This window comes from Psychrobacter immobilis, from assembly GCF_904846185.1.
GTDB classification, from domain to species: Bacteria; Pseudomonadota; Gammaproteobacteria; order Pseudomonadales; family Moraxellaceae; genus Psychrobacter; species Psychrobacter immobilis_B.
This window is the reverse complement of the sequence record NZ_CAJGZQ010000019.1, coordinates 18,334-42,645: the sequence shown is the minus strand read 5'-3', so window position 1 is coordinate 42,645 and position 24,312 is coordinate 18,334. Positions and strand designations below refer to the sequence as shown.

The window sequence follows — 24,312 nt, the reverse complement described above, 5'->3', positions numbered from 1 at the left end:
TAATTCTACGATTCATTCTGCAATTAATACGAGTAGTGGTTCAATGATAGATTTAATGGCAGATTGCTTACAAGGGCTGCGCGTCGTTGATTTGACTCGTAATTTACCGGGACCCTTTGCCACACGTTTGCTTGCAGATTTGGGCGCAGAAATCATTAAGATTGAACCTAAAAATGGTGATCCTGCCAGAGCCTTTGGCGAATTGTTTAAAGCACTAAATCATGGCAAAACTACCGAGAAACACGACTTCCGTGATCCTCAAGGTATTGCTGCGATCAAAGCGCATCTTAAAGATGCTGATGTGCTGTTTGACAGCTTTCGCCCTAGCGTCCTAGAAGGTATGGGACTAGATGCCAAAACATTGCATGCGATTAATCCAAAGCTGGTCATGGTATCAATCACTGGTTACGGTTTGGCATCTAGCGATTCGAAAACTGAGATTAATCATGACTGGGCTGATAAAGCTGGTCATGATATTAATTTTATGGCGATGAGCGGTGTTTTAGACCAATTAAAGACGGCGAGTGGCGAGCAGGCGATGCCTAACGTTCAATTTGCAGATTTGGCAGGCGGCAGTGATACCGCTGTGATTGCACTGCTTGCTGCTGTATTCGCCGCCCAGCGGACGGGCAAAGGTCGTCATGTTGCCGTTAGTATGACGCACAGCTTGTACCAGCATATGGTCATGCCAAAGGCAACGGGAACGCTGGTGAAAAGTTTCTCAGGGCAACAACCAGCACCGCAGCATGATTTTTTGGGTGGATCATTGCCTTGCTATCGCCTATACAAAACTTCAGACGAGCGCTATATGGCCGTTGGTTCGTTAGAGCTGAAATTCTGGCAGGGCTTGTGTAGGGCATTGGATTTGTCTGCGCTCAAAAACAGCCATTGGCAACTTGGAGTTATGCCAAATACCTCTGAAAGCCAAGCGGCGGCTAAGACGGTAAGCGATAAATTTGCCAGTCAAACGCTTGAGCATTGGCAACAAGTTTTTGCGCTCGTTGATGTCTGCGTGACTCCTGTGCTTAGCCTGAGTGAAGCAAAAGCACATCCCTTATTTGCCCACCAAGATGAGTATGATGCAACGTCAGGATGGCAGCAAGTTGAGTAGTTATGTTTTTTATGAGAAATGCTTCAAAGCCATTGAGTTTTTCATAAGTTGATTACCAAGGAAGGTAAATTATGGATCAGTTTTGGACGCAGCATTATCCTAAAGGGATAAATGCACAGATAGCGCCGCCACATAATACATTGATTGACATGTTTGATGACAAATTAACAGAATATGCCAGCCATGAATTTATCACCAACATGGGTGTTACTTATTCTTATGAGCAAGTGGATAGCCTGTCATTGGCTATTGCGGCTTGGATTCAAAGTCTGGGTCTAGCAAAGGGTTCGGTCATAGGCATCATGATGCCCAATGTCAACCAGTACCTGCCTATTGTCATAGGGATAATTCGCGCTGGTATGGTCACAACGCTCATCAATCCACTGTATAGTCCTCGTGAATTGAGACATCAATTGGCTGACTCAGATACTGCTGTATTATTTATATTAGAACCATTTTGTAAAACGTTAGAGAAAATTATCAAAGACACCCCTGTCAAAACTGTGGTCATCAGCAAGATTGGCGATATGTTAGGAGTAGTGAAAGGTGCGTTTGTTAATATCGCTGCCAAATATGTCAAAAAAGCCATTCCCTGTTATCAGTTGAAATCCAATTCTCGCTATACCGTGACTCGCTATAAAGCCTTTTTAAAACGTGCCAAAAAATTAAGCTATTCTCGCCCTAGCATTCAAGCGGACGACTTATTAATGCTGCAATATACTGGCGGTACGACAGGTGTTGCCAAAGGTATCTTGATTACCAATCAAAATGTTGTGACCGCCACTTATCAGTTTGTCGAATGGTTCAAGCCAGTCTATGACACCATGTCTGATAGTACTCAAATAAATACCATTGTCGCTTTACCGCTGTATCATATTTATGCGTTTATCTGCTCAATAGTTGGGTTGAGTGTGGGTCAGCATCTCACACTGGTGACCAATCCACGTGATATTGAAGGGTTTATCAAGATATTGCGCAAGCGTCCTTTTCATCTATTGCCTGGTGTTAATACTTTGTTCCAAGCCCTGCTGATGAACCCCAAATTTAAGGATCTGGATTTTTCCGCATGCAAGTTAACTGTAGTTGGTGGTATGGCAGCGACCCCTGAAACCGCTAAGCGCTGGCGTGAAGTCACAGGTCTGCCTATCCTCGAAGGCTGGGGTATGTCTGAGACGCTAGGCGTGGGTACCGCCAATCCATTTAATGGCACTGAATATAGTGGCAATGTAGGGTTTCCACTGCCTAGTGTCGATATCAATATCCGTGATGACGATGAAAATATCCTCGCCATAAATGAAGTTGGTGAGATGTGTATCAAAGGTGACAACGTCATTACTCATTATCATAATATTGACAATACGACGTTTTTTACTGCTGATGGTTACTTAAAGACAGGTGATATTGCATCTATGAACGAGCAGGGTGCTATTAAGATATATGACCGTAAAAAAGACATGATTATCGTCAGTGGTTTCAACGTTTATCCTAACGAAGTAGAAAACATCATTGAGGAGCACCCTAAGGTTGCCGAATGTTCAGTGGTGGGTATCGATGATAAGTTGCAGGGTCAGTCGGTCAAAGCCTATGTTGTAAAATCTGATGATAGCTTAAATGAGGATGATATTAGAGCGCTGTGCCAAGCAAATTTGGCCGCCTATAAATGCCCGCGTCATATCGAATTCATAGACGAGTTACCCAAATCAACTGTCGGAAAAATACTGCGTCACAAGCTGAGAAAATTGGCTCATGAAGCGTAACGACTACTCAACAGACTCTCATCAATAACATCTACGTTTAACGCATTTTGTCTGTCATCTATTGGCAGGCTTTCTGTTTTTAGAAGGCCTCATTTAATGGTATTAAATGAGGTCTTCTATTTTGATAAATGCTCACGGGATTGTTTTCGATACTTTATCTAGGGCGTGTCCTCATTTTAAAAATGGTGATAAAAATGAGATAAATTGCCGTCAAACAAGGAAGATAGCGCCGTTAATATCGAGATATTGATAAGCTATTTGACGATGTTTAACAAAATTTAGCCATGTTTAGCCCATTTAGAAAGTAATTGATTGAATTGAGGACACGCCCTAACGTTGTTTGATGTCATCGTATTGTCATGGCTCTTTAACCAAAATGTCACAACTACTGGCTACACTGCTGACCTAGGCAACACAAATAATAAATGATCAGGTTGGTTGATATGTTAGAGCTTAGAGGTGTGACGAAAAAGTATGAGAATAAAGTTATCTTTGAAGATATTTCCCTCAAAATTAATAAGGGCGAAATTGTCTCAATCTTAGGGCCTTCTGGCTGTGGTAAAACGACTTTATTGCATATTATCTTAGGTTTGACAGGTATCAATGGCGGTCGTCTTGCTTATAACGGCGAAGACATTACACGAGTGCCGATGAAAAAAAGAGGCTTCAATATTGTCTTTCAAGACTATGCACTGTTTCCCAATCTAAATGTCAAACAAAACATTGAATACGGTTTACGCAATAATCCTCATATTAGCACGCAAGCAGAAGTCGATGAACTGGTCGACTTACTCGATATCAAAGCCCACCTAAATAAACGCATCAGCCAACTGTCTGGTGGTCAAAAGCAACGCGTGGCACTCGCACGCACTTTGGTGATGAAGCCTAAAATCCTGTTATTAGATGAGCCTTTGTCTGCGCTAGATGGTGTCATCAAAGAAACCATCAAAGCACGTATTCGCGAGATTTCCGTTCGCTATCAGTTGACGACTTTAATAGTCACTCATGATCCAGAAGAAGCCATGACGTTATCTGATCGTATTTTACTGCTCTCAGACGGCAAAGTGGCACAGTTCGCGACACCAACGGAAATCATTCGCAACCCAGCCAATGATTTTGTCAAAAACTTCATTCTCAATCAGCTCAATATCAAGCGTCGCAATATCTTAAGTTTATTTGCAGATAATGGCGCAAACATTGACCCCTTAAGCAAATATACCCAGCGCCAACATTATGGTCAGGATGACAGTGTGGTGACTCATCGTTATGACGATATCGATGGTATGGACATTATCGACAATACCGACGATCTTAATGTTATTAAAGACAGTCATCAGCAAAAACGAAAAGATGCCACCATCAATTAATATTGATTAAAAATAAAAATGCCGTGAATGACCGTATTTGACCATTTGATCGTCTTGGATATTTATGAAATTGAGCAATTCACCCCTCGTAAAAGCAATTTGGCTATTCGTTGCTGTTTTATTCGTCATGTTTATGTTTGTTCCATTAGTCAAACTGCTGGCACTGTCTTTGAATGTCGGTGATGCATTAGGGCTAGAAAACTACACCAGTATTTTGAGCAGTGATGGCTTTTTGCAGACCATGAAAAACAGCTTTTTTGTGGCGACGATGAGTGCGCTTAGCGCGACGTTTTTGGGCTTTATTTTGGCTTATACCGTGCATTGGACTAATTTGCCCAAAATTTTTAAACAATTTATTAAGCTGGCGGCATTATTTCCTATGTTGTTGCCAACCGTAACCTACGGCTTTGCCATTATTTATACCTTTGGCAAACAAGGTTTGCTTACTCAGATTCTTGGCTTTCAGCTGTTTGAGGACATATACGGCTTTTATGGCATGTGGCTTGGTTATACCATTTATACCTTGCCCATTGCTTTTTTATTATTGAACAATACTTTCCAGTATTTGGACAAAAAGTTCGTCGTTGTATCAGAGTTGATGGGAGACTCTCCTTATCGCCAGTTTGATATGACTGTGGTGCGTCCTCTAATCGGCACCTTTGCAGCAGCGATGATTCAATGTTTCTTTTTAGCCTTTACAGACTTTGGTATTCCAGCGTCGATTGGGGGGCAATATAGCGTCATCGCCACTGAGCTTTATACCCAAATCTTAGGCGCGTCACCTTCATTCGAAAAGGGGGCAGTGGTTGCGTTATTTATGCTGGTGCCATCGATCCTAAGCATCGCCATACTATGGTACGTGGCACGCTTTAATGTGCGCTATGACTCAGTTGAAATGATTGATCTGCCCACCTCAAAAATCAAAGACCGTGTTTTGGCGGTGTTATCGAGTGTGATTTTAGCCTTACTGTTACTGGTATTCGCCGTGATATTCATCATCCCATGGATTAAATCATGGCCTTATCAGATGGTCTTCACCACCGAGATTGTCAGCGAGGCTTTAGAGTCTGCCAATCTGATGCGGGTCTATAAAAACTCATTACTTGTGGCGGTATTAACAGCGGTGTTTGGCACTTTGATTACGTATTTTTCAGCCTTGCTATACGAGCGCTCAAGCCTGTTTAAACTGGGTAAATTCAGTATTGAAAGCTCGGCATTGGTAACCAATACGGTGCCTGGAATGGTCGTCGGTATTGCCTATTTGATGGTGTTTTCGGGGTCGGCGGTCGCCAATACTATTTTTATCATCGTGATTAGCAACATCATTCATTACTTTGCCACGCCTTATTTGATGAGTAAAAACGCACTGTCTAAAATGAATTTGGGCTGGGAGACGACGGCTGGTCTGTTGGGTGACTCATGGTTTGCATCGTTACGCCGCATCGTCGTGCCCAATTCGTTTTTTACGCTGATTGAAGTCGCTTCATTCTATTTTATCAGTGCCATGGTGACGATTAGCGCGGTTATCTTTATTTCAGGTGCCAAAACAATGGTACTCACCACCAAGATAGTCGAGCTACAGCACTTTGCGCGCTTCGATGAGATTTTTATCTTGTCGCTGATGATATTGCTGACCAATATTGGCGCACTGATGTTGTTTGCTATTGTCCGTCATATTTATAGCAAACGGCTCTCTGGTAGAGCGGCAATAAAAACCAAGAAAAAACCTAAGTCAATGGTGATATCAACGTCTTCTTAGTCTTACTCATCGGTCAAGCGCATTGATAAGATTTATTTTCGTTTTATATTTTAAGCAACAACTTTTTCATTATTAAAACATCAACAAATAATAGGACAAATAATGTTTTTATTTAAAACGTTAGTGGCAAGTTTCGCGTGTGGAATCGTCTTAGCAGGTTGTAATTCACCTGAGTCAGAAGGAGGTGCTTCTAGCAACGTCGAAGAAGTGGTCATTTATAGCAATGCCGACGAAGAAGCGGTCGAGGTCATCCAAGAAGTTTTAGACGAAGCAGGCTATGAGGGTCAGTATGTCTTTCAGTCTTTTGGGACAGGGGAGTTGGGTGGGCGTTTGCTGGCAGAAGGCGATAATACAGAGGCCGATATGGTGACGATGAGCTCATTCTACTTAGAAAGCGCCCAAGCCAAGCATCCTATGTTTAAAGAATTGACCTTTGACGTTGACCCGCAAGTGGCGGTCCCCAATTACTATGCACCAATACTGGGCTTTACGGGCGCTATTATTTTAAACACAAAAGAGATGGCGGCGCAAAATCTGCCCAGACCAACCAGTGCCAAGGATTTGGCAAACCCGATCTACAAAAATAAAATTGCGATGGTGGATCCTAATGGCTCATCGACAGGTTGGCTGTTTATTCAAGACGTCACCGCTACTTATGGAATGGGCGCTGAAGGGCAGAAAATTATGAACGATATCCGCACCAATGCGGGTCCAAACTTGGAGTTGTCAGGCTCAGGTCCGATCAAAAAAGTGATGGCAGGTGAGGTGCCGATTGGTTTTGGCTTGCGTCATCAAGCAATCGCAAACAAAGCACAAGGCTTGCCTATTGATTATGTTGACCCAAGTGAAGGAAATTATACGCTAACGGAATCGGTAGCCGTTATTGATAAAGGCGAGAACACCAATCCAAATGCGATGAAAATGGCTGAAATCATTGTTAAAAATGCGCGTCCAAAATTATTGACGATATACCCAAATGTGATTTATGACGGTGAAACAGTCGCTCCTGACAATCACATAAAAAACAGTAAAACGTACGGCGAGCCACTGACGGCTGAGCTGTTAGATAAGCACAGAGCGTTTTTCCATGGACAAACTGAATCGTAAATGAATCTATAAAAACCGTGATGAGTAGTCATTATTCAAATGCACTATTTCATAGGCTAGTGAAATCCTTAAAACAAGGATTGAGCCGCTAAAACATAAATTGAGTATCATTTTTAATCAATCATAAAGAAGAAAAAAGCTATGACAGGGACAAGTAAATTATCAGATAAACAGTATGATGTGGTCGTCGTTGGGGGCGGTATCGTTGGTCTTGCCAGCGCTTATGCTGCCGTAAAAAAAGGGCTGAAAGTGGCACTGGTAGAACGAGAAGCACAGAACAAAGATGCCTCGATTCGTAACTTTGGCTTTGTGACGGTTAGTGGTCAGCGTAGCGGTGAGCATTGGCAACGTGCCATGCACTCACGCAATATCTGGGCGGACATCGCGCCAAAAGCCGGTATCAAGGTTGAGCATACCGGTCTGCACATGCTGGTTCAGCGCCCTGAAGCGATGAGCGTTGCCGATGCGTTTTTGAAGACTGATATGGGCGAGTCCTGTCGCTTATTGAGCCAATCAGAAATACAGGAGCAGACGCCTTATCTTAGAACAGGGTTGGGCGTTTTATATAGCCCGCACGAGCTGAGAGTCGAGTCAAATACCGCGATTGGCAAATTGGCGGACTGGTTAGCACAAGTGCATGGCGTGGATTTTTATAACAAAACCACGGTTCAGGTGGTTGACTTGCCCACTGTTCATACCAGTCGAGGGACATTACATACGGCGCATTGTGTGATCTGTCCTGGGGCAGATTTACATGGCTTATATCCTGATACTTTAGCGCAGTCTGATGCCAAACTCTGTACCCTCAATATGATGCGCGTGATGCCAAGGCAAGCGTTCAAACTAAATGCTGCTGTCATGTCAGATCTGAGTTTTGCTCGTTATGATGGGTTTGCGCAGCTACCAGAAGCTCGTGCGCTTATCAGCTTACTAGATGACACCCAAGCTGCTGAGCGCAAGGCTGGCGTACATTTAATCGTTGTTCAATCAGCGGATGGCTCACTTATCATTGGTGACAGTCATAATTACTGTGATAAAGAGCTGCCCTTTAGAGACACTTATCAAGATAACTTAATCATCAACGAGTTCAAAAAAGTCATGGATATCGGTGAGGTAGACATCACCCAGCACTGGTTAGGGGTCTATCCAAGTGCCGACAATGTCGTGTTTAAAGCATTACCAGAAGCAGGAGTTGCCATCGGTACCATCACAAGCGGCACAGGCGCATCAACGGGATTTGCCTTTGGTGAAGAGTTAATTAATTTAGTATTGGAGTCAAAATAATGAATACAGATATTCATCGTATCAAAGCCCCATTCGACGCGATCAAACTGTGTGTCTTTGATATGGCAGGCACGACCGTCAATGAAAACAATTTGGTTTATAAGACCGTATGTGATGCGATCAATCACACCCTACAACAGGTTGGTCAAACAGACATTCAGGTTAATCTAGAGGTGTGTTTAGAGTTTGGGGCTGGCAAAGAAAAGCGACAAGCCATTAGCGATATACTCAATGAAGTATGCAAAAATGACAATACCGCGACCGCTGATAGTGAAAAATGGACGGATGCTGCCTTTAATACCTTTAAATCAGCGTTGGCATCAGCCTATACCAAGGACACGGTAGCAACCTTCGATGGCATGCTAGATTTTTTCACTCAGTTAAAGCAGTCAGGTAGAAAAGTCGTGCTAAATACGGGCTACGATATTCAGACTGCCAATAAGATATTGACTCTTTTAGGATGGTCAGTGGGTCGTGATATTGACGCTTTGATTACAGCGGATGATGTGCATAATGGTCGTCCTGCGCCAGATATGATTACCCTTGCTATGGGCAAGTTTGGGATTGAGCATTCGCAACAGGTATTGAAAGCAGGGGACAGCGGCATCGATATCGAAGAAGGCAAAAATGCCCATTGTGGTCTATGTGTTGGGGTGCTGACTGGTGCTCAAACCCATGTGCAACTGGAAAAATATTCACCAGATATTGTGCTTGAGCAGCTCACGGATCTAGCGGCATTGATCTAGAGTATGTCCTCAATTTAATTGAGGCATCTGCATGGACTACTTTAATGGCGCATTTTAGAAGGAGAGAAATCATTACATGGTTTCTCTCCTTCTTATTTTATAGAAGTAACGATAAACATAAGAACAGGCAGGCTTATCGATTGTTGAACAGCCTAATATGTGGAATATTTATCTTAAAATTTTAGCGCGCTCTACTGCTGCTCTAATGCTTTTAGACCTGCTTTGGCGATGTGTACATCTTCGCTACCATGTGCGCCGCCCACCCCGATACCACCAACTACGATACCATCGATATAAATGGGCACGCCGCCATCTAAGATAAGGATGTTTTCATCCAGATAGCGTAGGTCTTCAGGAATCGTGCCGTCTTTGATGCCTTTGGCGATGACCGCCGTTTCTCTTTTTTGTGAGTTTGCGGTATAGGCTTTTTTATAACTGGCACGCACGGTATGCACGCCTGCGCGGTGATCTCTGAGCACTGCTAAGGTTTGTCCAGAGGCGTCAACGACGGTCACAGATACCATCAAATTGTTGTTTTTGGCTTCTAATGCGGCGGCATTCACCATGTTTTGTGCCATCTCGCCAGTCAATAATGGAATGGTTGCCATCTCTGCTCCTTGGGTTATTATGTTTGGTTTGATCACTTGTACTTGATACTGTGAGTGTGAGGTGTTGGCACACGCGGAGATGGACAACAGCGAGGTTGCAAGCGCGGCATAGATAACGAGTTTTTTCATAATCAGTCCTTTTATAGTTAATCCTTGAGGTTGTTTTGAATATTGCATGACGTGACTCAATACGCCTGAATCAAAGCTTAGACAAGTTAATTGCCTGATGATAACTTGCTGGGGCAAACTTGATGGTGACAAACAGCATACCGATAAGGCTGATCAATAGCATCCACCAAACCGCCTGAAAACTGCCAGTCGACTCGCGTAGCACACCTGCGATATAAGGCGCGATGGCGGTAATAATAAAGCCGATGCCTTGGACAAATGCTGCTAGTGCTCCAGCGAGTTTGGGTTTTGACAAATGATCTAACGCGACGGTCAATGTCAATGAAAAGCAGGCACCAAGACCACAGCCAATCAAGGCAATCCACAAGATGAGCAAAGCTGTCGGCATGGTAATCAAACCTATAAATCCAGCGATTTGTATGCCTACGGCAAAAAACAACCAAGGTCGGCGGTCGAGACGATGGGCGGACAACATTGGAATAACCAGCGCACCAATGACCTGAAAAATCGTCATGATACCGATCAGCTCGCCACTACTTTGCGCGCTCCAGCCCAAAGTCTGCGCATAGCTTGGCAACCATGCAATCATACAAGCATATCCGGCGTTCGCCAGACCAAAATAACTTGCCAGCAGCCAAGCACGGCGATTGCCAAAAAAGTTGATTTTTACCCCGTCATCTCGATTTTCCATCTGCTCGGAGGGGCGCCGCCACCACAGCACGAGGGCAAAAACTGGCACTACCAGCCAGATACCCAAACCGGATTGCCAACTGCCGTAATGTTGAGCGACCACTGGACTCAAGATAGCGGCAACCCCGCCACCAGTCATCAGTGCGGCAGAGTAAACGCCCATAGCAAGTGGTACGCGTGCAGGATACCAACGCTTGACCACACCAGGTGCCATTGCTTGCACGATGGCGATACCCGTACCGCCTACTAAGGCACTGGCTATCAGCGTACCTCCAGTATCTAACCACAAGCGCCATAAACCCGCGAAGGCAATTGCAAACAGACCGCCTGTGATCCACGCGCTTTCACTAAATCGTCGCCCAATCCAAGGCAATAGTAGCGGAAATATACCCATACACAGCATCGGCAGCACCACCAATAAAGAGGCGGCTTGCAAACCCATACCTGTGCTTAGGCGAATTTCTGTTAGCAACGGACCAGTAGAAGTGATCGTTGGGCGCAGCGTCATCGCCAACCCAGCAATCACCAGCATAGGAAACAACAAGGTCAGTATCGACGAACGCGCCGTGGAGGAGATATGATCGGTACTCATGAATAATATAAAATCCATATTAAGAAAGGCAGTATCAAAAAATCACCGCCTGAGTCGCCAAAAAAGCCGACGTCACTATATGTCGAACGCCGACTTTTTCAATAAGTACTACTTTTACAAACCGCTGATAAAACTGCTATTTAAAGCGTCATTTAGAAAGGTTTGAACGGTAGGAATTTGCCATCTAAAGTAATCACTGCGCGGTCACCACCTTCAGGGTCAGCTGCTTTTTTGATATCCATTTTGAAATTAATGGCACTGATGATACCATCACCAAATTGCTCATGAACCAAGGCTTTTAGCGTGGTGCCATATACCTGCATCATCTCATAAAAACGGTAAATTGTCGGGTCAGTAGGAATCTCACTACCAACGCTGCCTCGTGATGGAATGCATTGTAGTAACGCGATGGCGTCCTCATCAAGTCCTAAAGTTTCACCAACTTTTTGGGCGGCATCAGCAGGTAGCGGATGCTGACCTAGCAAAGCGGCAGTGACAAAGACATCACTCAAGCCTGTTCCTGAAGCGATTTGCTCGAATGATAGGTTCTTTGCCGATTTGGCAGCAATGATGGTGTCAGTTAATGTTTGACGTGCGGTGTTGCTTACTTGAGACTGAATCATAATAATACCTTTTGAGGTTGGTGGTGGTTATTGGGTTAATGATGCTTATGAATCATTTGGGTTAATTGATTTTCTGATTATGCATAGTCATTGATAATGACAGTTATATAATGCTAAACGGCGACTGCCAGCGGCGATATCGGATAAGCACGAACCTCAGTGTGCGTTGCCAATGAGACAAATTCATTGGTCACGCCATCTAAGGCATCGATGTCACCGGACTCGATATCGTAAACCCAGCCATGTAGTGCCAAACGATTTTCTCTTAGCGCCAAACGTATAGATGGATGGGTTTTGATATTTTCGATTTGAGCGATGACATTTTCACGAACCATAGAGGCGACCCGCTCGCTATCACTGGCGTGTTCACGGGCTTCATTGACGACTCGTGCTGAGTCAGCGTAGCGTAGCCAGCTGCCTACCGCTGGCATATGATCCATGCAGGTGCAGTTGGCAATTGCGGTCATCGCGCCGCAGTCTGAGTGCCCGCAAATGACCACATCCGTGACTTTTAAAGCGGTAACGGCGTACTCAACTGACGCCGATACACCGCCAGGCTCAGGACCATAAGATGGGACGATATTACCCGCATTGCGAATCACAAACAGACCACCGGGTTCGTGTTGAGTAACGAGCTCTGGTACTAAGCGGCTGTCTGAACAAGAAATAAACAGTGTGCGCGGGTTTTGTTTGGTCGCCAAATTTTTGAATAAATCGGCGCGCTTAGGATAGGCGTCACTGTGAAATTTTAGAAAACCTTCAATAATATCTTTCATCGCGGTGGTCTCTGTGTAGTTGATGAAAAGAATGATACGCCGCTATCGTTATAAGGTAAAATACTAGTATGTTATGATATCGATAATAATTACTTATGGGAAAACCTTGAGCAATCCCTAATTCACACGAGATGACCCATGATTCTTCGGCATATTAAGTATTTTTTGGCAGTGGCAGAGTACCAAAGCTTTACCCAAGCAGCAGCGTCTTTGTACGTGTCACAGCCAGCGTTATCACAGCAGATTAAACAGTTGGAAGAGGGTCTAGGCGCGACTTTATTTGATCGCTCTGGTCGCCGTGTCACATTGACCGATGCCGGTAATGTCTATGCGCGCTATGCCCATAGAGCCTTGCAGGATTTGGAGGAAGGACGGCGCGCCATTCACGATGTGCAGGATCTCAGTCGCGGTGCGTTGCGGATTGCGATTACGCCTACTTTTACCACGTATTTGCTTGGACCTTTAATCAAAGCGTTTCATACTCGTTATCCGAGCCTTACGCTAAGCGTGCAGGAGATGTCACAGGAGCAGATGGAAAAGCAAATACTCGATGATGAGTTTGATGCGGGTATTGCTTTTGAAGATGTGCAGTCTGCCGATATCGATACACAAACCTTGCTGATAGAGACGCTCGCACTGGTTGTTAGTAAACATAACCCTCTTGCTAAGCAAGCGGCGATTGACTTGCCAACGCTAAACGCACAGTCATTGGTATTGCTGAGCCGCGAATTTGCCACGCGCGAACAGATTGAGCATTATTGTCGCCAGCATGACATTGCTCCAAACGTACTGATGGAGGCAAACTCGCTCAGCGCAGTGATCGAAATGGTGCGCCATACCCAACTGACCACCTTATTACCTTCCAACATCGCTCATAATTATGATGAGCTGGTGGCGATTACCTTAGCGCCGTCTTTGCTCCAGCGTACAGCGGTATTACTACAACGAAAAGGTGCGTATCAGAGCGCTGCTACCAAGGCATTTGTTGCGTTGGCACATGAGGTTTGTTCGAACACGGTTGAATCCAAGGCACTGTTTTTCAAATAGAATAAACTTAGAAAACGAACGGTCACGATGAGATAGGCAAAAGGTCAATGACGCAAACCTTAATTCACTACTTTTTTCACTTCGGCATGCCTTTAATCTTGGCTTATGTGTTTTTCCGCAATGATTACAAAAGGGTTTATCTGATACTGCTCGCCACTATGTTGGTTGATTTGGATCATCTGCTAGCAACGCCTATTTTCTCGCCCAATCGCTGTAGTATTAACTTTCACCCGCTGCACAGTTATTATGCAATGGCAGTATATGTGACTATGTTAGTGCTGCCTAAGCCATATAGAGTCATAGGTTTGGGCTTGCTGTTGCATATGCTGACGGATTTAAATGACTGCGTTATGACGTATGCCCAAATCCCCCAAGCGTTGGATGATGCGCCAGCTCGTGAGCTGGTCATATGGCTAGCAAATAGGTTTAAGTAGTATTTTTTAACTTTCCATCGCATGCTCATTAATTCCGTATTTATTATGGGCACATTATATTTTCTAAAAAATCGTATTATTTACTGAGAATTTAGTTCTGCGCTAAGCCTAAATTCAGTATTCAGACAATAAATATAGACAAAAAAAGCCTCACTTATTAATAGTGAGGCTTTTTTATTGAGTGACTCGTTTAGCACTCTATACGGCAATGATTATTTGGCAACCGCTTTAAAATTCGCTACTTGGTTCGCATTGGTAATGGTCAAGACAGGCACGTTATTGGCATTTTTTCTCATGCTATATTTACCATTTACGGTTGCTAGTGCGGCACTATCAAAGCTGGCTTGTGGGGCAGGGCAAGCCATTCTTGTGCTTCTTACTGGACCCAAGGTTACCTCGCCATTTGCTACCTTATACTCAGCACTCATATTGTTACAAGTATTCATCAAAGTAACGATATTGCTCCCATTCGCCGTCACAAAATCGAGGGTTAATGGTTCGGCTGGATTAAAGAATAATGGAGTAATGGTCTCGCCCTTGGTGTTTTTGGCATCCACGAGTTGCCAATGATAGGCTTGCAAGGCATCCGAGGTAATAGGCTGGGTAACGGGTGCACTTGGCGTAGATGTGGTTTGACAACCTGCTGCCAATGTTCCCACTGCTAAAACGCTTACCATCATTACCTTGGTCATATTTTTCATATAAAGTCCTTTATTGCTTCAATTATTATATAGAGACATTTATCTCAAAATTATTGTGCTTGCTGCCCCAATAACTGACATGAGACGCTAGCAGATGCAGGCATTATTACAAAGCAATGATAGCGATACAAGCGCCAGTAACCATTCAAATACCAAGTTGTTTTTATGTTGATATAGTCGGTTCAATATAATTTGGATACAAGGAAGGCAAGCGAAAGTACTACAAATAGTAGACTAAGCGAGCCTGACACCGTATCTGATTTATATAGGATTGACTATAAATCTTTAGCATGGCTCATTGCTATTAGGCGATCACATCATTACGTTGAGATAGCAGATGGTTTGCTGGAATAGGAAACACATTGTCATAAATCCAGTTATAAACAAAAGCATGTACCAAGTAAAAAGTAGCCATCGTAATATCCATGATAAAGGCTTGCCAGAGGCTGATGCCTAAGTGCCACGCAATTATTGGTAGGAATAATAACAGTAGACCACCTTCAAATAAAAACGCGTGCAACATCCGTAGTGGAACCGTCTTATGTACATTGCCGCGTAGCTTCAGCATGCTGTGGTCAAATAACAGGTTGTAAAAATAGTTCCATAACGTCGCGATAATCGAAGCAGCCACGGCGATAAGACCTATCGACTGAATATCAAAGCCAAATAACCAGCTTGCCAACGGTACAAATATAATTAAACCTATTATCTCAAAACCCAAGGTATGACGAATACGATCTTTCACGGTGCGCATGAAGCTTCCTAGTTGAATCAGTTATTTTCGCGCCTATTGTATCTGTTAAACTATTATAACCAAGTTAGAACCTATAGGATTTTTAGATAGATGAGCCTTTCATTAGAGCAACTGCAAGCCTTTGTCACCACGGTAGAGACCGGTTCTTTCTCAGCCGCCGCCCGTTATCTAGGCAAGGCGCAGTCTGCTATTAGCACGGCGGTATCAAATTTAGAAATTGATTTGGACAACAGCTTATTTGTCCGCAGTGGACGCTATCCAGTCCTGACGCCAGCTGGAGAGCGCTTACTGGTAGAGGCGCGAGTGATATTAGAGCGTTGTGAACATTTTCGCGGGGTGGCCAAAAGTCTGGGCGAAGGAGTAGAGAGTCGATTGGTACTGGCGGTTGATGAGCTGTATCCCGAAGCAACGTTGGGCGGTTTGATGGAAGAGTTTTCGCGCCGATTTCCTAGTGTGGAGCTGGAACTATTGTTTCCGCTGATGGAAGATGTCAGCCGCTTGGTGCTAGAAGATCGCGCCGATTTGGGTATTATGTGGCGTCAAGAGATACTACCTTCAGCGCTGAATTTTCATGGGCTTGGTTGGGTGTCGATGAAAATGGTGTGCGCGCCGAACCATGAGCTAGCTCGTCAGCCAGTGGGGTGGGAGGAGTTGAAACGCTATCGGCAATTGATGGTGGCAACACGTAACCATAGCGAAGAAAAAGCACGGTTGCGAATAGCATCTGATGTCTGGTGGGTTGAAAGCCAATGGGTTATCGTTGAGCTGGTACAGCGCAATTTAGGCTGGGCATTCGTACCTGAACATGTGGTAGCCAGTGCCTTGGATAATGGTTTTTTAGTCGAGCCAATATTGGACTTTAACGATCATGATTGGCCAGTGGCTTTAGAAATCGTATGGCACAAGCAGCGTCCTCTAGGTAAAGCAGCTGCTTGGTTGAAGTCGGCTGCGATTGCGCTAAATAAGTGATATTAAGCGGTCAATAATAGTGAGTTTTAAAGGGTCGTCTATTTATTGCGGGTGCACTATCTATAAAATTTATAATCTCGCCTATATATTCTAGTAGGTTATAATTTTGAACGGTTTTTAATATAAGCGCTTTAGTGGTCAAGTTATACTATGCTTCAATCCAAATTATGTTTTTAACTTAAGTATTGGATACTGCTGAGCGACAGCAGTTGTCGCCCGCTTTAATTAGACGCTTTATTTTTCTCAGTTTTTATATTATAGTTACTGAGTTAGGACGTTATTCAGTCAGGAAAACAGCAACATAGAGTTAATCCTCGAGGCGCAACGCTTCACCCTATAACTTCGCTGTTGCTGTTAATTATCAATACTCTGGCTGGCATTAATCATTATTTTTCTAATTAACTAAAACCAATCTACTCATAAATTATAGCTGTCATATCGATGATGGCACAGATTTCATATTGTTAAAAATAAGTTTAAATAACTTCTAAAATCATCATTGAAACACTCATTTTACTTTTTAACGTTGCTCTAAAAGCGGCGGACAAGCTCGGCTGACTTAAATTTGATCTGAGAATCACACAAAATTAAAAATACTACAAGCTACTGATATTTAAAATAAATTAAAAAGTAAGGACAATATTATGACAAACACAACTAACACTTTTGAGCAAAAACGTATCGATAATTTAAATTGGTCAAGTGGATCAAAACTGCCTAAATCCATTCAAGATAAGGTACAAAATAAACCAAAGATACCGCTGTTTTATCTGCATAACGAGTCTATCAATAACTATGAAGATGATATCTACTTTGTGAATAATAGCGATGAGACATTGAGCTTTGTTGCTCCCTATGAGCTGATGAAGAGAGATTTAGATTGTCCTGAGGTAGTGGTTGCTGCCGAACCAAGTGAACGTGACATATCCCTCACTTATACTGATGTATTGCCCAAGCAAGGCGTGAGAATTGATCGTCAACATATCATCTATGATAGTGATTATCTCAATCAGATTATTGTCTATACCATGAGTCGTGCTAGCAAGGAGATGTGGGGAATATGGCGTTTGAATGTGTGCGAAAAAGGTATGTTTTCGTCTTGTCCCTTGCTATGGGAAGGTGGCGCCAAACCCTTATCTGTTGTGAGTGCCGATAAATTGAATGATCCCAAAGATCGTCCTATTTTACCTTGTGTATTGCCCATACGTCAGCAGTTATACCAAGAGTGGATCAATCATTATGATAAGGCGAGTGCAAGCTTGATGAGGTCTATCACCGATATGATCTATCGCTATGACTTTGGTATTGTGGGATGTTATTACAATGATACTTGGGATGAGTACAGCAGTGAGGCAGAGCAAATCGCTAACAGGCTAATCAAGGAGAGCGCTGATAGTGCCGATGAGGTTCTCGCGATGATGACTACGGTCTATGACGTGTCATTTGGTGCTGGATATACGAGGATTCCTATGGATGTCGCTGAGCACATTTATGGTCTATGGTTGAAGTATAAAAGTAATGCTAATAAATAAAAAAATCCTTAAAAGGAGAGCACAATGATGTTTCCTATTGAAAATAACGACATGTTTTTACTGTTCTTTCACGGTCTTGATTCAAGCAATGAAACCACTAAATATACTTGTATTAGCCGTGAGCCCAAATATTGCCAAACCGTTAATTATCGAGAAAATTTCAACGAGATTTTTGATATTTATGAGGCATTAGTTTTAGAAAAAATGAAGCAGTATCCGCGAGTCGTCTTGGCAGGGCATTCACTTGGTGGCTGGTTCGCCAATTATTTCGCCCATAAATACAATTTGCGTGCGCTATTAATAGCGCCTTGCATTTATCCCAATGAGGTTTTAGCCGATCGCATACCAGACGTGGCTGATATGAAACTGTCATTTCCGACCTCGAATACTGAGATGGTAAGAGTCATGGTTGAGGTTGATGATGAATGCTTAGATGTGGCCGTTGCCAGACGTACGCTCGTCAACTTACCTGATAGCTGGGAAGTGGAGTATTTTGAGCGTGGTCATCACCGTATTGCCCGTAGCGAAGATATTTGGTATCACTTGGTTCATCTGTGCGAAGACCCCATTGTCTGGATGGATGACGCGACATACCATGAGGAAGATTAAATACCATCAGCCTTGCAGTAAGGCCTTATTAATTACTATTATAAAGAACTAAAAAACTATCGTGGGTTTAACGGTTTGCCAAGTTTTTTAATAATCACTTAGCAAACATTGCAACTTCCAGCACGATATAAAACCACTCTGGTAAAGCGCATGAGCCTGTACTCCGACAAGGCTATCCATGCCTGATTTGACTTGCCTATTTGGGCTTATTTTATTTATTGTTGTCGGAGTTCAGGAGTCACTGATGTCTCATATCAATAGCCAAAATCTCACGCCTTGCAAATATACTCATCGTTATACGCCGCGGCATCCTTTGGCAAAAGAGGCGGTTAGCCAAATAGAGAAATGTGAACGACGTTCGCAAGATATTGTCCAAGCCATGGGTTATCCGCCAAAACACATCATATCCGCCTGTGATCGTCTGCGCCATGTATTGTCTAGCGACATACTAGGACTTAATGCGACAGATATTGATAGCTACTTTACTGCTCATGAATTCTTAAAAGCACTATTATCCGTGCTCGATATAAAGTACGACACCTTTGCAGAGGATATTGCGCAAATTCAATATGACTTGGCGCATTATCCTTATCCGCTACCGCAATATCAATTGCGAGCGGTCATCGACTTTACATGGAGTGAGGGCGCTAACTGGATGTCGCGCGGCGTGGCTAGCAGTAAAGCTGTTGCGTATTTACCGCAAAATATTGCCAAAATGAATGCGGCAAAGCGTGAGTTGGTGATTCAACAATGTCTGGCTGCGCATTATGCAGAATATAACGGTCACTTGCCGTATAATGGCGTGATTAACGGTTATCAACTTATCATTGAACAGCGTCATGAGATGGTTGATAGCATCGAGTATGATCTGCCGCAGTGTGAGTAGGATGTGATACATCACTCATCAATTGGTAGCATTAACATTTAACACAGCATACCCAAATAAAAAGGCCGTCCCCAATGACCGATAATAATCCTTATAACCCGTATAATTTTTTACCTTTACAGCCGACTGGTAGAAACGAGACCGATACTGCCAACACTTATGCGCCTGAAGACATGATTAAAATATATGAGCAGCAGTTTTTGATACCAGTACCTGAAGAAAAGCTGACCGAGTTTTTACCCGCGCTAAAAAGTTTCTATGATATTGACGATCATACGTTAGACGTCAGCGCCATTATTTTTGACGCAATCGCAGAGTCCGCTATCATTTACAATCATAAGGTCAAAACAGGACGCTATGAAATTCTAGGGGAGTTGGTAAAAGAAGCGATTGAATATGATGAAGACAATAAAAACGACAAAGATGCAGAAGACAAAGAGATTCAAGCTTATACATTAGACTGCAAGCGTACCTTTTTTATTAACGATGTAGAAATTCCTTATCATTTTAATCTATTCATTTATGGTGACGGTTATTCTACTTTAACCAAAAAAGAAACCGTGCTAGAAAAAATGTACTGGTTCGTTAGAGGACGCTTCGAAGAAAATCTATTAGACGACACTGAAGATAATGACAGTTTAGACTCGATCAATGAGCAGCTAGCCAGTTTGGGTATTCGGGAAATGGATTTGACCACCATAGACGAAGTAATAAGCTATGTGGAAGACAGTATCATAGATGATGCCATGGTAGAGGCGCTTAACAAGTTATTAGATGCGGCTGAGTAGGCAGCTATCCGTAAAATTGATGTCAGGACAATACGTTTTAATGTCAGTTTTTATGAGAGCAGTTATATAAGAACATTTATACCAGTTATAAAAGACTATTGATATAAGGCACATTGCTATGCAACAAACACAGAATTCTGTGGATCAAAGACAAGATATTGTAGAACACAGACCCGTATTTATGCCGAGAACCAACAGTGACAATCTGGTAAAAACAGACATGGTTAGGTTTGAGCGGCATGTGGGGTTTGCCAGTCGCCAAAAGAAAAAATCCATCAATGATATGCATCAAGTCATTCGCAAAAAGTATGGGTTTAGTCATGTCCTTGAGCTATCGAGCAAGTCTGGCAATAAATTGAGTTTTCCGCTGAGTCCATTGAGCTTGAAGCTAACAAATGAACAAGATGGGCAGCAGTACAGTGTCGAAAATGCCTTTCAAAGCAGTATGGTTTTTGAGGATGGTGGTCCCTATACTGACTTGTTAAGTGCGCCGCCAAGACAAGCCAGAAAGGACGAGCGCTTAATGACCTCGGGTGAACTGATTGGCTATAATTATTTTGGCATGGAGTGGAGCGTAGAGCCATTGACCACATTTTATGATTGGCTCTATGTGAATGCCCTAAAGCAAAACCCGCATTTGCATGAAGAGGTTATGCAATATCAAGCCTTTACGGATCGTGAGTTCAATCCTAAAAAGTCTATCCATTGTGCGGCTTATGCACTGGCGATGTTTGTGGCGCTCAATAAACGCGAGTTGCTCGATAACATTGAAGACCCCGCAGTATTTTTTAATCTATATCATGAATTCAAAATAAGTAATACTGAGCAGCTTTTGGAAGCGGGTTGGGTTTGATCGTTAAAGCGGTAATTTATGCAGTAAAAATTATCAAGATAAACTTATGCTAATCAAGTGACTTTATGATATATGAGAATAGCCAAGCTTGTCTTGGCTTTTTCATGCCTAAAAACTTTTGATACCTAAAAAATCAAGCACCTTAGTCTGGTTGATTTTAGCGTTATATATTTCAACAGAACGCTTATTACTCTTAATTATGTAGATGCGATGTAAACTTACGAATACTAGGGCGTGTCCTCATTTTTAACCCATTTAGATAACTATCGATTGAATTGAGGACACGACCTAAGTATGACTATAATTCTAGAAAATTAGACAAAAAAAATCTCCACTTCTTATTTAAGAAATACGCGTTTTAGAAATATAGAAGAGGCGTGACAAGTGACCTATCCCGTCAAATCCGTAGACCTCAATTTGGGAAACTTTAGCTACATGATATGAAGATAGGTGTAGTGGTTAACTGCCTTAGTATATATAAAAATAATGCAAATACTAATGATAACTATTATCATTAGTATTTGCATTATTTTTATAATGTTGCTAAAGTGTGCACTCTTTATTAATAAGCATCGATCAGTTCTTTGCGTGCTCTATTTTCAAGGTCTTATCGATATCAATGCTTCATTTATTCTGTTGTTATAACATTAAAAAATAACCACTTTTGCATGCTTTTCTAGTGCTTACCCATAATGTTATAGCGAATCTGCTCTATCAGAAAATTTGCAAAGTATTGGTAAACACTAAATATTTCTAGGATTTTCATCTATGCCAACATTACCAATTTCTTCTGCTTCTATAAATGCTCTTTACCTACCAAAGCCGTTACGCTTAGCGACTGGCAAAGCTTTGCTTGGCATTGCTATCGCCTCTATTTTGAGTACAACTGCATTCGCTGCTGAGATAGATAGCCGTAACGTACCACAAATAGCAGCGCAAGAAATTGATGAACAGCAGGCAATGCCTTCTGTTGAGCTAGATACCATTGTTGTTAAGGCGGCAAGAGAGGAGCTCGAACAAGCAGCTGGGCTTTCAGTGATTAGTGAAGAGGCTATCAAAAAAGCTTCTGTTTCCAATGATATTGCAGAGATCGTGCGCAAAATGCCTGGGGTGAACCTATCTGGCTCCTCAACTTCTGGTCAGCGTGGTAACCAGCGCCAGATTGATCTACGTGGTATGGGCCCGAATAACACGCTGATTTTAATCGACGGCCGTCCTGTTACTTCTCGCAATGCCGTTCGCCCTGGTAGGGCTAGCGAGCAAGATACCCGTGGAGACTCGCAATGGGTGCCGCCGAGCGCTATTGAACGAATCGAAGTATTGCGTGGTCCAGCCGCGGCTCGCTATGGTTCTGGTAGTATGGGCGGGGTAGTCAACATCATCACCAAAGCGCCTACTAAAAAAGAGTTTTCGGTCACCGGTCACTATGAGTCCCCAGAAAGTGACTTGGAAGGTAAAGACTGGCGCACCAATATCAATATGGCTGGCTCTTTAAGCGACAAGCTGTCCTTCCGTACCACGCTTGGCTACCACGACAGTGAAGGTGATGACCCTTATATCAATGCCGAAGACGCCCAAATTGTTGATGGGCGTGACGGACCAGCAGCTTCTATTGCAGCTGGGGTTGAGGGTGTCGAAAATATAGATGTCCGCCAGCTTTTTGAATACGCTATGGATGCGATGAACACGGTAGGTTTTGAAGTCAACTATAGTACCCAGGATAATCGCTGGGCGGGCGACTCACAATTTCAAAATATCAATAATGATTTGGTCGAAACCTTAGCTGGAGAATCTACCAATAAGATGCGACGCTATGGTGCTGCCATCACGCACCGCGGTGACTATGATAATACTCGTAGCAACAGCTACTTAGAGTTTAGCCGTACTAATAATGAGCGTTTGGCAGAGGGTACCGCGGGTGGCGGTGAAGGTCAAATTAAACCGCCTGTCGAAGGAGAGGATTATCAATGGAACAAAGCAACCTATGACACACTAAACGCCAAATCAGAATGGGATGTATTTTTTGACCGTCATACTTTGACTGCAGGAGCTGAATTCCGCGGTGAAAAACTGACCAATCCTTTAGTGTCTGACTTAACCTTTGATGATGGTTTTGACTTCGGTGATGTCGAAACCGATCCTGCTAAGCGCGATCCAAAATCAGATGCCTATCTTGTCGGTGCTTATGTAGAAGATAACTACCAAATTACTCCAGATTGGTACGTGACCCCAGGGCTACGTTTTGATTACCACAGCGAAGCTGGTAGTAATTGGTCGCCTAGTATAAATACTACTTGGGACTTTAGCCCTAACTGGTCATTAAAAACAGGTGTAAGCCGTGCCTTTAAGGCGCCTGACCTCTATTTATTAGACTCTAACTATATTTACTACACTAGAGGCAATGGCTGTCCTTCTTGGGTTCCTGAAGATCAAAGAGGCTGTCAAGTATTGGGAAATCCTGATCTTGAGCATGAAACTTCTTGGAACAAAGAGCTGACTTTTACTTATGATGATGGTACAGGAGTGAATGCTGGATTGACTTATTATCATAACGCCTATGATAACCGTATTGGTGCAGGTGTAGACAGGGTGGCAGTCGATGGTGCAACGAACCGCTCTATTTTCCAATGGGAAAACCAAGGGGAAGCCATTATTGAAGGTCTTGAAGGCTTTGTCACAGTTCCAGTGACTGACGCACTCTCTTGGTACACCAACGTTACGGGAAATCTGCGTTCAGAACGTAAAGATACGGGTGAGCCGCTATCGCTAATTCCTAAATTTACTGTCAACTCCAATGTTAACTGGGACATTACCCCTCGCTGGAATGCCGACTTAGGCGTCAGCTATTATGGCCGTATTGAAGCGCCAGAAGTTTCGGTCACTACTGGTGATGAACTCACCACCTTAAATCTTGACCGTAAGCCTTATGCGCTGGCAAATATCAGCACGCGCTATAACTTGACGGACGGTATTACTGTTGGCGCAGGGATTAAAAATCTATTTGATAAGCAAATTAAGCGCGAAGGCACGGGTACCAATGCGGGTGCTCGAACCTTTAATGAGCCAGGCCGTGCTTATGTCTTTGATGTTAGTTTTGATTTCTAATCTTTAGATACAGTATTTTCTTTAAGACGCAAAAAGGTCTGAACTAATTGTTCAGACCTTTTGATTTGTACAACCAATCTTGCTT

General features: G+C 43.1%; 22 protein-coding genes. 16 read left to right on the top strand and 6 right to left on the bottom strand.

Annotated elements, in window-relative coordinates; genetic code table 11:
- Positions 1 to 43 precede the first annotated feature (43 nt).
- From JMW94_RS10895 to JMW94_RS10865, 7 genes are all read left to right on the top strand, one after another.
- Positions 44 to 1,111 (top strand): CaiB/BaiF CoA transferase family protein, encoded by a 1,068-nt coding sequence (locus tag JMW94_RS10895; RefSeq protein WP_201604443.1) that lies wholly within the window; start codon positions 44 to 46, stop codon positions 1,109 to 1,111.
- 71 nt (positions 1,112 to 1,182) lie between these two features.
- Positions 1,183 to 2,868, top strand: coding sequence for an AMP-binding protein (locus JMW94_RS10890; RefSeq protein WP_201604418.1), 1,686 nt, complete (start codon positions 1,183 to 1,185; stop codon positions 2,866 to 2,868).
- A 443-nt stretch (positions 2,869 to 3,311) separates the two neighbouring features.
- Positions 3,312 to 4,235, top strand: a complete 924-nt coding sequence (locus JMW94_RS10885) for an ABC transporter ATP-binding protein (RefSeq protein ID WP_201604417.1) — start codon at positions 3,312 to 3,314, stop codon at positions 4,233 to 4,235.
- Between the two features lie 64 nt (positions 4,236 to 4,299).
- Positions 4,300 to 5,994, top strand: coding sequence for an iron ABC transporter permease (locus tag JMW94_RS10880; protein ID WP_201604416.1), 1,695 nt, complete (start codon positions 4,300 to 4,302; stop codon positions 5,992 to 5,994).
- A 102-nt stretch (positions 5,995 to 6,096) separates the two neighbouring features.
- Positions 6,097 to 7,101: an ABC transporter substrate-binding protein gene (locus JMW94_RS10875; protein ID WP_201604415.1), complete on the top strand. Its 1,005-nt coding sequence runs from the start codon at positions 6,097 to 6,099 to the stop codon at positions 7,099 to 7,101.
- Positions 7,102 to 7,242: 141 nt separating this feature from the next.
- Positions 7,243 to 8,385 (top strand): TIGR03364 family FAD-dependent oxidoreductase, encoded by a 1,143-nt coding sequence (locus tag JMW94_RS10870; RefSeq protein WP_201604414.1) that lies wholly within the window; start codon positions 7,243 to 7,245, stop codon positions 8,383 to 8,385.
- Positions 8,385 to 9,131: an HAD family hydrolase gene (locus tag JMW94_RS10865; protein ID WP_201604413.1), complete on the top strand. Its 747-nt coding sequence runs from the start codon at positions 8,385 to 8,387 to the stop codon at positions 9,129 to 9,131. Before JMW94_RS10870 ends, JMW94_RS10865 begins: the two co-directional genes overlap by 1 nt.
- Before the next feature lie 191 nt (positions 9,132 to 9,322).
- Here the strand turns inward: JMW94_RS10865 and JMW94_RS10860 are convergent, their stop codons facing one another.
- The 4 genes from JMW94_RS10860 to JMW94_RS10845 all read right to left on the bottom strand — a co-directional run bounded on the left by JMW94_RS10860 (position 9,323) and on the right by JMW94_RS10845 (position 12,549).
- Positions 9,323 to 9,868, bottom strand: a complete 546-nt coding sequence (locus JMW94_RS10860; RefSeq protein WP_201604412.1) for a GlcG/HbpS family heme-binding protein — start codon at positions 9,866 to 9,868, stop codon at positions 9,323 to 9,325.
- 70 nt (positions 9,869 to 9,938) lie between these two features.
- Positions 9,939 to 11,150, bottom strand: a complete 1,212-nt coding sequence (locus tag JMW94_RS10855; RefSeq protein WP_201604411.1) for a CynX/NimT family MFS transporter — start codon at positions 11,148 to 11,150, stop codon at positions 9,939 to 9,941.
- A gap of 152 nt (positions 11,151 to 11,302) precedes the next feature.
- Positions 11,303 to 11,773, bottom strand: a complete 471-nt coding sequence (gene cynS / locus JMW94_RS10850; protein ID WP_201604410.1) for a cyanase — start codon at positions 11,771 to 11,773, stop codon at positions 11,303 to 11,305.
- Between the two features lie 113 nt (positions 11,774 to 11,886).
- Positions 11,887 to 12,549 (bottom strand): carbonic anhydrase, encoded by a 663-nt coding sequence (locus JMW94_RS10845; protein WP_201604409.1) that lies wholly within the window; start codon positions 12,547 to 12,549, stop codon positions 11,887 to 11,889.
- A 138-nt stretch (positions 12,550 to 12,687) separates the two neighbouring features.
- On the opposite strand from JMW94_RS10845, the gene cynR reads away from it, so the two are divergent.
- Together cynR and JMW94_RS10835 are read left to right on the top strand one after the other, a co-directional pair.
- The gene (gene cynR, locus JMW94_RS10840) at positions 12,688 to 13,596 is read left to right on the top strand and encodes a transcriptional regulator CynR (protein ID WP_201604408.1); all 909 of its coding nucleotides are present in this window, start codon (positions 12,688 to 12,690) and stop codon (positions 13,594 to 13,596) included.
- A 47-nt stretch (positions 13,597 to 13,643) separates the two neighbouring features.
- Positions 13,644 to 14,030 (top strand): DUF6122 family protein, encoded by a 387-nt coding sequence (locus JMW94_RS10835; protein WP_201604407.1) that lies wholly within the window; start codon positions 13,644 to 13,646, stop codon positions 14,028 to 14,030.
- A 212-nt stretch (positions 14,031 to 14,242) separates the two neighbouring features.
- Here JMW94_RS10835 and JMW94_RS10830 read toward each other — a convergent pair whose 3' ends face one another.
- Both JMW94_RS10830 and JMW94_RS10825 read right to left on the bottom strand, forming a co-directional pair.
- Complete coding sequence (locus tag JMW94_RS10830; RefSeq protein WP_201604406.1) at positions 14,243 to 14,731, bottom strand: META domain-containing protein; 489 nt, start codon at positions 14,729 to 14,731, stop codon at positions 14,243 to 14,245.
- Positions 14,732 to 15,035: 304 nt separating this feature from the next.
- Positions 15,036 to 15,485: a PACE efflux transporter gene (locus tag JMW94_RS10825; RefSeq protein ID WP_060491354.1), complete on the bottom strand. Its 450-nt coding sequence runs from the start codon at positions 15,483 to 15,485 to the stop codon at positions 15,036 to 15,038.
- A 90-nt stretch (positions 15,486 to 15,575) separates the two neighbouring features.
- On the opposite strand from JMW94_RS10825, the gene JMW94_RS10820 reads away from it, so the two are divergent.
- From JMW94_RS10820 to JMW94_RS10790, 7 genes are all read left to right on the top strand, one after another.
- Positions 15,576 to 16,454, top strand: a complete 879-nt coding sequence (locus JMW94_RS10820; RefSeq protein ID WP_201604405.1) for a LysR family transcriptional regulator — start codon at positions 15,576 to 15,578, stop codon at positions 16,452 to 16,454.
- A 644-nt stretch (positions 16,455 to 17,098) separates the two neighbouring features.
- On the top strand, positions 17,099 to 17,986 hold the full coding sequence (locus JMW94_RS10815) for a hypothetical protein (RefSeq protein WP_201604404.1): 888 nt from the start codon (positions 17,099 to 17,101) through the stop codon (positions 17,984 to 17,986).
- 24 nt (positions 17,987 to 18,010) lie between these two features.
- Positions 18,011 to 18,595: an alpha/beta hydrolase gene (locus JMW94_RS10810; protein ID WP_201604403.1), complete on the top strand. Its 585-nt coding sequence runs from the start codon at positions 18,011 to 18,013 to the stop codon at positions 18,593 to 18,595.
- A 244-nt stretch (positions 18,596 to 18,839) separates the two neighbouring features.
- Positions 18,840 to 19,481 carry a hypothetical protein gene (locus JMW94_RS10805; RefSeq protein WP_087816189.1) on the top strand — a complete coding sequence of 214 codons (642 nt, stop codon included), beginning with the start codon at positions 18,840 to 18,842 and terminating at the stop codon, positions 19,479 to 19,481.
- A gap of 74 nt (positions 19,482 to 19,555) precedes the next feature.
- Positions 19,556 to 20,269, top strand: a complete 714-nt coding sequence (locus JMW94_RS10800; RefSeq protein WP_201604402.1) for a hypothetical protein — start codon at positions 19,556 to 19,558, stop codon at positions 20,267 to 20,269.
- 118 nt (positions 20,270 to 20,387) lie between these two features.
- A complete protein-coding gene (locus JMW94_RS10795; protein ID WP_407691873.1) occupies positions 20,388 to 21,122 on the top strand; it encodes a DUF6977 family protein in 735 nt (244 codons plus the stop codon).
- A 768-nt stretch (positions 21,123 to 21,890) separates the two neighbouring features.
- Positions 21,891 to 24,227, top strand: a complete 2,337-nt coding sequence (locus JMW94_RS10790) for a FepA family TonB-dependent siderophore receptor (protein ID WP_201604401.1) — start codon at positions 21,891 to 21,893, stop codon at positions 24,225 to 24,227.
- The last annotated feature ends 85 nt before the right edge of the window (positions 24,228 to 24,312 follow it).

What these genes read in the sequence shown, in the direction of transcription:
- JMW94_RS10895 (WP_201604443.1), top strand. Translation starts at nt 44, where the DNA reads ATGATAGATTTAATGGCAGATTGCTTACAAGGGCTGCGCGTCGTTGAT.
- JMW94_RS10865 (WP_201604413.1), top strand. Translation starts at nt 8,385, where the DNA reads ATGAATACAGATATTCATCGTATCAAAGCCCCATTCGACGCGATCAAA.
- JMW94_RS10845 (WP_201604409.1), bottom strand. Translation starts at nt 12,549, where the DNA reads ATGAAAGATATTATTGAAGGTTTTCTAAAATTTCACAGTGACGCCTAT.
- JMW94_RS10880 (WP_201604416.1), top strand. Translation starts at nt 4,300, where the DNA reads ATGAAATTGAGCAATTCACCCCTCGTAAAAGCAATTTGGCTATTCGTT.
- JMW94_RS10815 (WP_201604404.1), top strand. Translation starts at nt 17,099, where the DNA reads ATGACAAACACAACTAACACTTTTGAGCAAAAACGTATCGATAATTTA.
- JMW94_RS10860 (WP_201604412.1), bottom strand. Translation starts at nt 9,868, where the DNA reads ATGAAAAAACTCGTTATCTATGCCGCGCTTGCAACCTCGCTGTTGTCC.
- JMW94_RS10855 (WP_201604411.1), bottom strand. Translation starts at nt 11,150, where the DNA reads ATGAGTACCGATCATATCTCCTCCACGGCGCGTTCGTCGATACTGACC.
- JMW94_RS10800 (WP_201604402.1), top strand. Translation starts at nt 19,556, where the DNA reads ATGACCGATAATAATCCTTATAACCCGTATAATTTTTTACCTTTACAG.
- JMW94_RS10875 (WP_201604415.1), top strand. Translation starts at nt 6,097, where the DNA reads ATGTTTTTATTTAAAACGTTAGTGGCAAGTTTCGCGTGTGGAATCGTC.
- cynR (WP_201604408.1), top strand. Translation starts at nt 12,688, where the DNA reads ATGATTCTTCGGCATATTAAGTATTTTTTGGCAGTGGCAGAGTACCAA.
- JMW94_RS10890 (WP_201604418.1), top strand. Translation starts at nt 1,183, where the DNA reads ATGGATCAGTTTTGGACGCAGCATTATCCTAAAGGGATAAATGCACAG.
- JMW94_RS10835 (WP_201604407.1), top strand. Translation starts at nt 13,644, where the DNA reads ATGACGCAAACCTTAATTCACTACTTTTTTCACTTCGGCATGCCTTTA.
- JMW94_RS10830 (WP_201604406.1), bottom strand. Translation starts at nt 14,731, where the DNA reads ATGAAAAATATGACCAAGGTAATGATGGTAAGCGTTTTAGCAGTGGGA.
- JMW94_RS10795 (WP_407691873.1), top strand. Translation starts at nt 20,388, where the DNA reads ATGCAACAAACACAGAATTCTGTGGATCAAAGACAAGATATTGTAGAA.
- JMW94_RS10820 (WP_201604405.1), top strand. Translation starts at nt 15,576, where the DNA reads ATGAGCCTTTCATTAGAGCAACTGCAAGCCTTTGTCACCACGGTAGAG.
- JMW94_RS10870 (WP_201604414.1), top strand. Translation starts at nt 7,243, where the DNA reads ATGACAGGGACAAGTAAATTATCAGATAAACAGTATGATGTGGTCGTC.
- JMW94_RS10805 (WP_087816189.1), top strand. Translation starts at nt 18,840, where the DNA reads ATGTCTCATATCAATAGCCAAAATCTCACGCCTTGCAAATATACTCAT.
- JMW94_RS10885 (WP_201604417.1), top strand. Translation starts at nt 3,312, where the DNA reads ATGTTAGAGCTTAGAGGTGTGACGAAAAAGTATGAGAATAAAGTTATC.
- JMW94_RS10810 (WP_201604403.1), top strand. Translation starts at nt 18,011, where the DNA reads ATGATGTTTCCTATTGAAAATAACGACATGTTTTTACTGTTCTTTCAC.
- cynS (WP_201604410.1), bottom strand. Translation starts at nt 11,773, where the DNA reads ATGATTCAGTCTCAAGTAAGCAACACCGCACGTCAAACATTAACTGAC.
- JMW94_RS10790 (WP_201604401.1), top strand. Translation starts at nt 21,891, where the DNA reads ATGCCAACATTACCAATTTCTTCTGCTTCTATAAATGCTCTTTACCTA.
- JMW94_RS10825 (WP_060491354.1), bottom strand. Translation starts at nt 15,485, where the DNA reads ATGCGCACCGTGAAAGATCGTATTCGTCATACCTTGGGTTTTGAGATA.